Below are 12,221 nucleotides of genomic sequence, written 5' to 3'. Positions count from 1 at the left end.
CAAGTGCTTTTTTGCGCTTTACTTGGGAATATCTGGTTAACTTAATGGCATTGCCTGGTCCGAGGTCTATTCTTCCCTCCAGAAGAATATGTACGACGGCCTGATGATCGCGGCGGAAACCTTGAAGTCCTGCAACTTCGCCGAGGTCTGCAAATATGTGACCTATATCGATTTCTGGTATCTCAGCGGCCCCGGCTACTATATGAACAAAGACACTTATGAGGGCTTGCCGGATGACCTGAAGGCCATCATTGACGACGAGGCTCTCCGGTCGGAGCTGGAACAGGCGAACTATGACGACGGCGTCGCGCTGGAGACGTCCTCCATCGAATGGGCCAAGGAGACTTACGGTACGGAGGTCATCTATCCCACCGACGAGGCAAAGGAAGCGTTCCTGGACAAGCTGACCCTGTCCAAGCAGTCTCTGGCCGAAGACCTGGATAAGCTGGGCTTGCCGGGCACCGATATGGTGGAGGCCATCGCTGGATATGCCGCGGGCTAAATGATCGAGAGGATGGTCAGAATATGAAAACAGTACAAACCGTGCAAGGCCCCGTTTCGACGGATGCGCTGGGCTCCACGCTGATGCACGAGCATATCTGCACCTCCAGCATGGGCGTTGCCACCCACTATCCCCAGCTCTACGCGGCGGACTATGAGGCCAGGATTGTTCGGGACCTGGAGAAAATGCGGGACAACGGCATCTCCACCGTGGTGGACGCCACGCCAGTGTGCCTGGGGCGGGATGTGCGTGTCCTGAAGCGGGCCAGTGAGCAGACGGGCGTCAACATCGTGGCCACCACCGGTTGGTGGGGCTGTGAGCCGCCCTATGTGGGCCCCACTACGGACGAACAATGGGCGCGGTGCTTTGCGGACGACATCACCAAGGGCTGCGACGGAACGGACATCAAAGCCGGAATCCTGAAAGCGGCCATGGACCGGGAGGGTCCGACGGAGTGGAAGGTGAAGGTCCACCATGCCGTGGGCCTGGCCCAGCGGGAGACGGGGGCAAAGATAATGCTGCACACCTACTGCCCCACGGAGAGCCCCCGGTTCCAGCTGGCGGCCCTGCGGGAAGTGGGCGTAGATATGAACAGCGTGTCCGTGGGACATATCCCGGAGACCACCGACTTGGATTTCGTCAAATGGATTTACGATCAAGGGGCCTGGCTGGGCATGGACCGGCTGCCCATCGTGCTGTTGCCCGGTTCCTATGCGGTGGCGACACAGACGCGGATCAAGTTCATCAAGACCCTGCTGGATGCGGGGATGGGAGACCGGATGCTCTTCTCCCACGATTTTATGAGCGTGTCCACCTTGTATGACAACCAGCCGGAGGAGGTACAGAAGGACGTGCAGAAGCAGTGTCCGGAGCGGTTCCTGTTTCTGAAAAACCACATTTTCCCCCAGCTGGCGGAGATGGGCGTGGACCCTGATCTCCTCTGGCGGATGACCATTGAGAATCCCAAGCGGTTTTTTGAAGCGTGACGCGGCGCCCAGGCAGGGCGCAAGTGAAGGGGCGGGTGAAAGTCCCGCCCCTTCGTCTGCTTTCAGGAGGAATGCGCGTTGAAAAAAGAGGAATGGGTCAGGGAAATCTTTCAGGTGGTCTGTGTAGTGGAGGACCTGGAGAAGACTCTGGAAAACTGGAAACGGCTGGTGGAGTTTGACCAAAGCTCCATCCACCTGAGCGAGGATGCCGGGACCGGACGGCTGGGGGAGCGGACGGCCTCTCGCTGCGCCCGCTTCGACCTGGGGGGTGTGCAGATTCGCCTGGTGGAGCCCCTGGACAAGGGGGGACCGGACCCCTATGCCGCCGCTTTGCGGCGGAGCGGCCCGGGCTTTCACCACTTGGGACTCTCCGTCCGGTCCCGCGACGAACTGACGGAGCGGTACGAGGCCATGGGTCTTTTCCCCATTTTTAAGGAGGAGACGGAGGCGGGTCCCGCCCCCCTTTATGAGCTGGACAGCCGTCTGGGTATGTCCTTCGTCCCCTGGGACCGGGCATTCGGACCCTGCGCCAGGCTGGCGCGGGAGGAGCGGAAAGGAGAGGAGTGAAATGATGAGAGCGGTCGTATATGAACAGGGCGGAAGGGCCCACGCTGGCATCCGGGATGTGCCGGAGCCGGTCTGCGGAGACGGGCAGGTGCTGGTCCGGGTACTGGCCTGCGGCATCTGCAAGCCCGCGGACTCCGGTCATGACAGGGGGACTTCTATGCTGGGCCGATATCCGGTAATCCCCGGCCATGAGTTCGCTGGGGTGGTGGAACAGGTCGGGAAAGACATCACCCGCTTCCGCTTGGGGGACCGGGTGGCGGTGGACAACGGTGCGCCCTGCTGGGTCTGCTATTACTGCCGGCGGGGAGAGTTTGCCTTCTGCGAGAATTACAAGGCCATGGGCCAGAGTCTTAACGGCGGCTTCGCCCAGCTGGCCGTGGCGCCGGAGAGCCACGTTTACGCGGTGCCGGAGGGTGTGTCCATCCGGGCCGCCGCCCTGTCGGAGCTAGTGGGATGCGCCTACCACTGCATCGACAACGCCCAGATTCCTCAGGCGGGGGATGTGCTGATCCTGGGCTGCGGCGCCAGCGGGATGCTTCTGGCCATGCTGGCGAAGAGCACTGCCGCCGGGACAGTGACGGCGGTGGACTTGGACCCTGGCAAGCTGGAGCGCATCGCGGCCAAGGGCGTGGGGACGGTCCTGGTGGAAAGGGGAAATTACGGCGCGCTGGAGGCCCTGCAGAAGGAGCGCTTCCCCCATGGCTTCGATGTTGTCATCGACGCCACCGGGGACGCGGAGCTGATCGAGCGGAGTCTGCCTCTGCTAAAGGCCAAAGGCCGCTTCCTGAACTACTCCTTTGCCAGCACGGATCGGAAGAGCGTTTCGGTGGATATGTCTCTCTTTGCTCGGAAGGAGCTCCACTATATGGGCAGCACATTCCAGCACCACAATTTCGACCAGGTGCTGCGCTCCATGGCCAAAGGACGGGTGGACCCGGAGTATATTGTGACGCATGTGTACCCGCTGGAGAATTATTTTGAGGCCCTGGATAAGAATCTCAGTGACAGCGGCGTGGTCAAGGTCCTGATTGAGCCCAACGGCTCGTCAGACGGAAAGTGAGGTGGAGGTTCGATATGCGGTTTGGAACCATGGAGCAAAGCTTTCCCGTATGGGGGCGCTTTGCTGTTGAGATGGCCGGGGAAGCGGGCTTTCAGGGCATCCAGATCACCGACGGCGGCGGATATCTCCAGCCCCATCCCCTGAACAACGGCTTTGTGGAATACGAGCGCTTCGGGCTGGACCTGCGGCGGAAGGACTCTTTTCCCCTGACGGACCGGCGGGTGCAGGAGGATTATCTGGAGGCGGCGGAGGCCGCCGGCGTCCGGCTGACGGGGATCTGCCTCTATTTGCTGGACCACCAGGGCTTTATGAAATTCTCGGACCGAACCCCCCAGGGACAGCAGTGCCTGGAGACCATCCAAAACGCTGTCCTGGCGGCGGAGCAGATGCGGATTCCCCTAGTGACCGTGCCCTGTCGGGGGCTCTTCGGCGTGGGACAGTACGCCTATGCCTTGGAGAAGCTGCGCTATGCCGCAAGGCTGGGTGAGGACCACGGTGTGCGGATTGCTGCGGCAATGGACGCGGGGCTGGAGCGGCAGCTGGAGGTCCTGGAGCGCCTGGACGGGAAGGTGACTCTGGACCATGGGGTCCTGGACCCGGCGCTGTACGCCTATGGCCGGGCCCCGGAGGTGATTCGGACCCTGGGCCGGGAGCGCCTGGCTCAGGTCCGGATGCGGGACCTGAAAGTGGATGAAGAGGGCCTTTTGGCAAGTTCTACGATGCGCCCGGTGCAGCTGGGGCAGGGCATCGGGCTTTCCGACTGCGCAGAGGCGGTTTTGGACATGGGTTTTGACGGCTGGATTCTGTCGGAGATGCCCTATTACAGCGCCGTTCTGGCGGAGGAAGGCGGGGATTTCCTGACCATGGTGCAGCGGGACTTGGAGGCACTGCGGCAGCTGTTCAGCGGGAAAGAGGGGAGGAACTGAGAATGGCCAGATTCAGGTTCGCGGTGTGTGAATGGAGCTTTCCCTGCTGGGGCTCCTTGGCAGTGAAGATGGCCGGGGAGGCCGGCTTTGACGGGATGCAGCTGGGGGATGCCGGCGGCTCCATGCACAACTTTCCTCTGCGGGACAAACGGGTCCAGGAGCATTACATGGAGGCCGGTGCCAGGTATGGCGTGGCCTTTCCCCAGATTCATCTCTACACCCTGGGTCACCAGGGCTACTACCGGAGCCGCCTGGACAGCCTGGAGGGAAAGCTCTGCCTGGAGAGCATCCGGCAGGGAATCATCGCCGCTTCGCAGATGGGCGTTCCCAGCGTCATCATAGACGGGATGCGGATGAATGACGAGGCCAAGAAGCTTCATGTGTTTCAAGTGGCCCAGTATGCGGTGCACACCGGCGAGGAATACGGCGTTCAGATCGGCATGGAGACCGACATGTCCCTGGAGGACCATATCCGCTTTCTGGACGCACTGGACGGCAAGCTGAAGCTGTGCTTTGACGCCCACAATCCGGTGATGTACGGCACCGGCCATCCGCCGGACATGATCCGGACCCTGGGCAGGGAGCGCTTCGACCATTTCCATATTAAGGAGTCCCAGGCCAATGAGGACGGATACCTAAGCGTGGAGACCCCCATCGTCCTGATGGGACAGGGATGCACCTACTTCCGGGAGTCCGCCCAAGCCGTCAAGGAGATCGGGTTCGAGGGCTGGATCGTTTCGGAGAACTTCTACTTCCGGCCCAATATCATGGAGCAGGGCCTGGACTATGTGTCCGCCGCCCGGCGAGACGTGGAGTCGCTCCATGCGGTGTACGGCACGGAATGAAGGGGCCCATGACAAAATTGAAGCTGGATCTGGTGTGCCAGGCCGCAGTGGCGGTATGGGACCTGGAGGAGAGCCTTGCTGCCTTCCGGGAGCTTCTGGGCTTTGATGAGGAGAGCCTGACCGCCTCGTCTTCCGATGAGGCGGTCAGGTCCGGGCGGCTGCGGAACGTCGTCTACCGGGGGGAGGCTGTGGAGTGCTTCCATTACCGCCAGTACAATTTTTCTCTGGGCGGGATGGACATCGAGCTGTTCGCGCCGGAGGACCCGGAGGAGGCCAATCCCTTTACGGATTTTCTCCGGGAGCACGGGCCGGGCATTCACCACTTGAATATCCGCCTGGCAAACCGCCGGGAGGGTATCGCTTTTTTGAAGCATGAGCTGAATATCCCGCCCTTTTTCGACTTGGACCACCTGGGTAGGAACTGCGCCTATTTTGACCTGCGCCGGGAGCTTGGGATGGTGATCGAGATCGGCAGCCGGGTGGTGGGCCCTCGGGCCGCCATGACGGAGGAGGATATTCGGACGCTGACCGCCTATGGGCGGAGAGAGGTGTGAAATGAAAGCAGTTTTATATCGCAAGGGCGGGCGGGCCAACGCCGCGCTGACGGAGGTCCCGGAGCCCGTGTGCGGCCGGGACGAGGTGCTTATTCGGGTGTTTGCCACCTGCGTCTGCCGCCCGGCGGACCTGGCCCATGACGGCGGCTACTCCGTCTTCGGGCGCTATCCCCTGATCCCGGGACACGAATATTCCGGTATAGTGGAGGCCGTGGGAGAGGACGTGACCCGCTGTCAAGTGGGGGACCGGGTGACCGCTGATGCCAACATTCCCTGCGGCGTTTGCTATTTTTGTGAGCGGGGGGAGTTTGTGTTCTGTGAGCATTCCGAGGCTTACGGGCAGACCAGGAACGGCGGCTTCGCCCAGTTGGTGGCCGTGCGGCAGAACCTGGTCTACCGGATTCCGGACAACGTGTCCATGCGGGCGGCGGCGATGACCGAGCTAGTGGGCTGCGCCTTCAACTGTATGGAGCGCTGCGATTTCCGCTATGCCGCCGACGTGCTGATCCTGGGCTGCGGCGCCAGCGGCACCATCCTGGCGCAGCTGGCGAAGAGCTCCTCCGCCGGAAGCGTTACTGTGATCGACTCCGTACAGAGCAAGCTGGACAATATCCGGGGAATCGGCGTGGATACGGTGTTGGTGGACCGAGAAAATTATGATGCCCACGAGGCGGTCCTCCCACGCTCATCTGCTGGCGCGGGGCTGTAATCTCAACAGCATGCTGTCCGAGACGCTGCTGAAGGAGACAGGGGTATGCAAGGGCAAGGCGGGCGAGGCTCATTTTATGGACCTGTCCCAGAATCTCTATGTGCTGGGGGGAACTCTGGGCCCCTGCTACACCGTGCCGCTGGGCTTTGCCTACCATCTCATGCACGAGGGGAAAGGCAATATCGTGGTGGCCTACAGCGGCGACGGCTGCACCAACGAGGGACCCTTCTTTGAGGGGCTGAACATGGCCAAGGCATTCAATCTGCCGATCCTGACCATTATCCAGAACAATTTTTTCGCCATCTCCGAGGACTTCCGCAAGATGACCGGCCTTCAGCGCTTAAGCACCCGGGCGGCGGGCTTCGAGATCCCCGGAGTCACGATAGAGAACGGGAACGATGTGGAGGCGGTCTATAAGGCAGCATTGGAGGCCGCCGAATACGTCCGCAGCGGCAAGGGACCCATGATCCTGGAGATTATGACCTGGCGGCAGATGGGCCACGGGCCGAACGAGTCCGGCGTGAAATACAAGGACCCCGCCGAGCAGGCGATGTGGATGAAGCGGGACCCGCTGAAGCTGTTGACCGCCAAGCTGAAAGCGGAGTACGCCGCCACGGACGAGGAGCTGAAAGCCCTGGAGGCAAAAGTGGATGAACAGCTGGACGCGGCCTGGGCCTTTGCCGAGGCGGCTCCCTACGCCCAGCCGGAGGTCGCCATGCAGCATATCTATGCCGGCTGCTGAGGAGGTTATGGAATGGAAACGAAAAAGATGACTTACATGCAGGCCCTGCGCCTGGCCATGGACGAGGAGATGGCCAGGGATGAGAAGGTGTTCCTGGCCGGCCAGGACATAGGCATTCTGGGCGGCGCCTACGGTGTCACCGGCGACTTGTATCACAAATACGGCCCAGACCGCGTCATTGATTCCCCCCTGGCGGAAAACGCCATCGTGGGCCTGGGCATCGGTGCGGCCATGTACGGGTGGCGGCCCATTGTTGAGATCATGAAAATGGATTTCAGCATGGTGTGTATCGACCCGATCTGCAATCACATGGCGAAATACCGCTATATGTCCGGCGGGCAGGTGGAGAAGATGCCCTGCGTGGTCCGCACAGCCATCGGCGGGGGCACCCGTAGCGGCCCGCATCACAGCCAGTCCATCTACCATCTCTTTGCCGCCTTCCCGGGGCTGAAGGTGGTCTGCGCCTCCACGCCGGAGGACGCCAAGGGATTGCTGAAGGCCGCCATTCGGGACGATGATCCCGTGTTCTTCTGTGAGGAGAGCGCCGCCTACCGTATGAAGGGAGAGGTCCCCCTGGACCCGGATTGGGATATACAGATATTATTGAATCCCCTGACGAGGATTGTGATGCGGCGATTCTGTTGGTAGATTACCCGCCTGAACGTTATCCGCATGAACGTGTATTTATTGGCAGGGCGAATAGGCTTTATGAAGAAGGCGGACTGGCAGGTTTTCCAACCAGCCGTACTGGAAAGCTTGTGCCTTACAGCGGAAAGTTCAGGCACATAGATTCTTATGGCAATACAATATACATGCGGCTGGCTGATGTTAACCCCTCTCAGAAGCTCCTTTGCGAGCAAATTTCAGGCATCTCCGGCGGTGGTTTTTTTGTCGTGGATGACGGAGACGAATACAAACTTTTGGGTATCGAAACAGAGCTTGCAGATATGGGCGATACCTTTAACGAGGTTCAAGGGCCCACTATTGAAGTATTCGATAAGCTCCTTCAAAGCAAGGATTGGCCCGCATTAGCCAGGCCGAAATACCGCTACGCTAGTTTTTTGTGGAACCAGGGGCGGAATGTCCTCACCAAAAAATTGGAATACTATGGTTATGATGCCTGGGTTGATACAGCGGTCTCCGAAAACCTAATCAGAGAAATCCGCAGTCATCTCGTCTGCCAAGGAGAGAAACCGCTCTTGATCTGCGGCTTTTCCGGGATTGGGAAAACCCGAACGGTTTTACAGGCATGTACTGAGAATCCGGAGTTATCTAACGCTCTTTTCTTTGACAGCTACGAGCAATTTTCGAGTAATTTTCAATCCGGGCTTCGGAATTATTCAAAAACATCGGCAAGCGAGCCGATCTACTTGATCGTGGACGATGTGAGCTTCGATGAGTGGGAGGACCTCAGGCGCTGCTTGATTCCACATCAGAATATCAGAGCGGTAGCCATAGCTGAGATGGGCTTGGACGAAGCTGCTCAGTATGCGCGCTCTGATCCCTACATGATGCAGATGATTCCGCATGATGAAGCCGACGTCGTCAAGATCATTCATTATCGCTACCCATCGCTGTCCCAGGAAGATCTGCACGCTATCTATCGTCTTTCAGACAATGATCTGCGATTCGCATTGTTAATTGCGGGCGAGTACGCAAAATCCGGCAATCAGGATGTATGGGACATACGGACCCAGCGGTCCGCCATGCAGATTGCAGAGAGAATTATGGACCAGGTTGTGGATGATGAGTATATTGATATCGTGCGGATATTTTCCCTTTTTGTCGACTTTGGATACCAGGGATTCCCAAAGCAGGAGCTTGAGTTTCTCAAAGACTATTTCAATTTGAACGAGACATTGCTAATACGAGCTGTCAATTTTTGTGCAGACCATCGTCTTGGAATAAAAAGAGGGAACTACTTTGAACTCTCCCCACGGGCTATGGCGCGGCTGTTGTTCTCAAAATACCATGTGCGTTTGATCCGGGATTACTCAGATTTTATGAATCGTATCCCTACTGACGAACTCCGCCGGAGATTTATCATGCGGGCCAGAGAATGCGGTCAGACCACATGGGGGGAGGTGAAGGACACTTTAGTGTCCTGGTTTCAAGACAAATATGGGTGTGCCGCCCTGGTGGTTTCCTCCGGACTCTTTGGAGTCGAGCGCGCAAGTCTTTCTGTTGGAAGCAGCACGGAGATGATGACATATGTAGAATTTATTCCGGAGGATGGACTTCCATGGATGAAGCATCTGATTAAGAGAACTCCCGGCTCCATACTGGACAGATTTTCAGGTGCCAATGGGCGCAGAGAGTTTGTGTGGGCTTGTGAACATTTAGCCTGCTTTCAGGAACATTTTAATATCTGCGAAGAAATACTGTTTGCGTTAAGCCAGCATGAGGCAGAGTCGGGTATTTCTAACAACAGCCGGGGTGTTTGGAGTGAACTGTTTGGTTTCTTGACTTCTAATACAGAAGTTTCCTTTAAAACCCGCTTTGCGTTTTTGCTTTCGCGTATGCGCGCTCAAAAGGGGGATCGGAATAACAGCTTATTTGCGTCAGCAATGGCTCACGCTCTTTCTTGGCAAGGCACACGACTGCTTCCTCCCAAAATGGTAGGCGGACGGCTGACACCCGAGGACTGGTCAGGGAAGCATATCCATAATTGGGGAGACATCATCAATATTCATCAGTGGACCCTAGATACTCTCCAAAACAATATAAAAGCTCTGCCCGCTGATATGTGCCGGGTAGTTTTCCAGTGTCTAAAAGATCGGATGGCCGATTTTACAAGTCCTCTTGTCAATATAAGCGCGCCCAGTTTGCGAGATGATTACCGTCAGACTTTGGAACTCTTTGCCAAAGACGCAGATCAGCGCACAGAGATTGTCATTGCGATAAATACACGACTGGAACACGAAAAGGTATTGCAGGAGAGAAAGGAAGCGGGCGAGGCAGAAGCCCAAAGGATTTCCTACTTAACACAATGGCGGAAATCTCTTATGGAGACAGACTTTGTCTCGCGATTAAAAGTGTGTTTGGCAAAGAACGCTTTTTCCAACAAAGAAGAGCACTTGTGTGAAATAAAAAACCTGGCGGCGGAATTGATTACGAAAGATGATGCTCCCCAAATTTTGGAGCGCTTATTTCTGGCGGATGATATAAAAGACTATTCGTTTGGGTTTTTTGTTGAGATGGTCGGCAAGTTAGACGCGGCATACAGCTTGGCCCCGGTTATCAACGCTAATTTCTCTGATAGCCGCAATACGTTTTCTGAGCGTTATTATTTTGGTATTTACAATAGAGAAAAAAAGCTGCCAGAGTTCATTCTCAGTCAATTAGATACATGCATTACGCAGAACCCTAAAGGCGTTTTGCATATGAGTATCACATGTGATCGCACAAATGACGGATTAAGGCGCATTTTTAGGCTATTGAAAGAGGGTGTAATTGACAACTATATGCTTGACGTAGGGGAACGGCAGTGGGTTGAGTTTCTCTCGTTAAAACAAATGGAAGCGATTCTGGAGCTGCTTTTGGCAAGCGGCACAAATGACGGTATCTTCTGCTTCTTTCACGTTGGGCAAGCGTGGCTGAAGGCAGCTCCGGACCCTGACTTAGAAAATTTTTTGTTCAAGCATACAAGAGATTTGCCGGTGGAGATTCTTCGGCGTTACTCCTATGAATTTGTTCTCCTTATTGAACAAATGCCTAAGCGATTGTTGCGTGAGTGTCTCCTCTTGGTCATACAAAGTATTGATTATTCTAGCTGGATCAGTAACCAGCCCCATCAAGTCACTTTTATCAAAAAACATGTCTGTAGTTCCTGTGCAGAGGACATGGCCTTTGAAATCTGCAATTGTTTGAAAACACAATTTGATCGTATGCCGTATGTACCTTCGTTCTCACTGCTGGTTGGCTTATTTTCACCGAAATTGATCCTACAGTGGATTGAGGTTGACTCGTCTAATAGAGCAGAGGTCATTGCCTATCACCTGCCGGCTCCATCCCTGAGCGAGCGCTTTGTCCCTGAGATAACTTTATCTGTATTAGAACGATATGGGCAGAACGAGACGGTCTTCCGCCGGTTCCTATCAGGAATTCACGCTTATGAGACGTACAGTCTGGATGGTGTAGCCCAAAATAGCCAAAAGATATTTGCAACGCTCGCGTCTTATAAGGATCATCCGCTTGCAGAAATACGCCGCTGGGCGGAGTATGAAAAAAAACGGGTAGAATCTGATTTAGAAGAAAACCGGCAGCTAGAAGCGATGGATAATCGTCTCAGAGATAGTTGATCATTGTTAACCTTCGAACTACATTCTCTGTAATACTTTAAAAGAAAACTTTCAAGCTGTAATTCATTTGATAGCCTGAAAGTTTTCTTCTTTGAAAAATATGTGTCTTGAGCTTGACATTTGGGTGGCGGATTTCGTGGAATTTCACCTTTTGCAGTTCATGCTTTTTGAGAAAACGGGTAAAAAACTGCCGATATGTACGCGGCTCCGTTGTCTTCGTTTTTCCTGTCAGGAAGTAATGGTTAGGATTTTCCGTGTAAAACTTTTTGATGATATTCACCAAGAGCGATGGAACTGGTATCGTCCGGGTCGAGGACTTCGTTTTTGGCGGTCCAATGTGCAGATAGGACGTCCCCTTTTTCTTGTCATAGATGCGCTGCACCGTTTTGTTGATGGTGATTGTCTTATCCGTAAGAGAAATGTCCTTCATTTGCAGGCCGCACAGTTCCCCAATTCTCACGCCGGTAAAAAGTGCAATCAAGATTCCGGCAGTCTTTCTGTTCAGATTCATGTAAATGCACTGGATCAGCGCCTGCTCCTGGTCTTTGGAAAGAGAGATCACCTTCTTAACGCCCAATTCCTTTGGGTACTCAATCAGATCCCAATTCAGTAACGGAATTACCCTCTCCTTGTAGGCGAACTCCATTGCCAGCCGGAGAACAAGAATGACATCGCGGATCGTCTTCACAGTCAGTCCGCCTTTGTCGTCCAAGCGGCCATTCTCATAGAGATACAAAATGTAGTTCTGGATGTCCGCCTCGGTAATACTGCCAATCTTCCGCTTGCCGAAGTTCGGGATTAAGTGATTTTCGGCAATCAGCGTGAAGCTGGCGTGGGTTGACGGGGTAATCATTGGCTTTTTCTGATTTTGCCATTCATTAACCAGCGTCTTGAATTGTGTATTGTCAGTCATATAGACCACCTCCACAAACATTATCGAGTGGAGGGCTAGATAACGGCAAAAAAATTCCTCAAGTATATCAAAAGTCAGCATTTCACCAACACTACAGAGATTATGGCGGCGATGAA

General features: G+C 55.4%; 12 protein-coding genes. 11 read left to right on the top strand and 1 reads right to left on the bottom strand.

Going from position 1 to position 12,221, the window contains the following annotated elements; translation table 11 throughout:
• Window positions 1–49 precede the first annotated feature (49 nt).
• The 11 genes from QZ329_RS13270 (at window position 50) to QZ329_RS13220 (ending at window position 11,192) form a co-directional block, all read left to right on the top strand.
• Window positions 50–502: a hypothetical protein gene (locus tag QZ329_RS13270; RefSeq protein WP_295753401.1), complete on the top strand. Its 453-nt coding sequence runs from the start codon at window positions 50–52 to the stop codon at window positions 500–502.
• 23 nt (window positions 503–525) lie between these two features.
• Complete coding sequence (locus QZ329_RS13265) at window positions 526–1,488, top strand: hypothetical protein (RefSeq protein ID WP_295753397.1); 963 nt, start codon at window positions 526–528, stop codon at window positions 1,486–1,488.
• A gap of 78 nt (window positions 1,489–1,566) precedes the next feature.
• A complete protein-coding gene (locus tag QZ329_RS13260) occupies window positions 1,567–2,055 on the top strand; it encodes a VOC family protein (protein ID WP_295753395.1) in 489 nt (162 codons plus the stop codon).
• 1 nt (window position 2,056) lies between these two features.
• Entirely contained in the window at window positions 2,057–3,115 is a 1,059-nt protein-coding gene (locus QZ329_RS13255; RefSeq protein WP_295753393.1) for an alcohol dehydrogenase catalytic domain-containing protein, read from the top strand.
• A gap of 14 nt (window positions 3,116–3,129) precedes the next feature.
• A complete protein-coding gene (locus QZ329_RS13250) occupies window positions 3,130–4,041 on the top strand; it encodes a TIM barrel protein (RefSeq protein ID WP_295753391.1) in 912 nt (303 codons plus the stop codon).
• Window positions 4,042–4,043: 2 nt separating this feature from the next.
• Window positions 4,044–4,886, top strand: coding sequence for a TIM barrel protein (locus QZ329_RS13245; protein WP_295753389.1), 843 nt, complete (start codon window positions 4,044–4,046; stop codon window positions 4,884–4,886).
• Window positions 4,887–4,894: 8 nt separating this feature from the next.
• Complete coding sequence (locus QZ329_RS13240; RefSeq protein WP_295753387.1) at window positions 4,895–5,440, top strand: VOC family protein; 546 nt, start codon at window positions 4,895–4,897, stop codon at window positions 5,438–5,440.
• A 1-nt stretch (window position 5,441) separates the two neighbouring features.
• A complete protein-coding gene (locus QZ329_RS13235; protein WP_295753385.1) occupies window positions 5,442–6,149 on the top strand; it encodes an alcohol dehydrogenase catalytic domain-containing protein in 708 nt (235 codons plus the stop codon).
• The gene (locus QZ329_RS13230) at window positions 6,097–6,891 is read left to right on the top strand and encodes a thiamine pyrophosphate-dependent dehydrogenase E1 component subunit alpha (protein WP_295753383.1); all 795 of its coding nucleotides are present in this window, start codon (window positions 6,097–6,099) and stop codon (window positions 6,889–6,891) included. Before QZ329_RS13235 ends, QZ329_RS13230 begins: the two co-directional genes overlap by 53 nt.
• Window positions 6,892–6,903: 12 nt before the next feature.
• Entirely contained in the window at window positions 6,904–7,539 is a 636-nt protein-coding gene (locus tag QZ329_RS13225) for a hypothetical protein (protein WP_295753381.1), read from the top strand.
• Window positions 7,476–11,192 (top strand): hypothetical protein, encoded by a 3,717-nt coding sequence (locus QZ329_RS13220; protein ID WP_295753379.1) that lies wholly within the window; start codon window positions 7,476–7,478, stop codon window positions 11,190–11,192. The genes QZ329_RS13225 and QZ329_RS13220 overlap by 64 nt, the downstream gene beginning before the upstream one ends.
• Window positions 11,193–11,229: 37 nt before the next feature.
• On the opposite strand, the gene QZ329_RS13215 is transcribed toward QZ329_RS13220, so the two are convergent.
• Window positions 11,230–12,221, bottom strand: a 992-nt coding sequence (locus tag QZ329_RS13215) for a tyrosine-type recombinase/integrase (RefSeq protein WP_365352115.1), incomplete at its 5' end; no start/stop codon positions are given.

Source organism: uncultured Oscillibacter sp. (assembly GCF_910579365.1).
Classification (GTDB): domain Bacteria; phylum Bacillota; class Clostridia; order Oscillospirales; family Oscillospiraceae; genus Oscillibacter.
The sequence above is the reverse complement of the archived record's forward strand: the minus strand, read 5'-3'. Positions and strand labels throughout refer to the sequence as shown.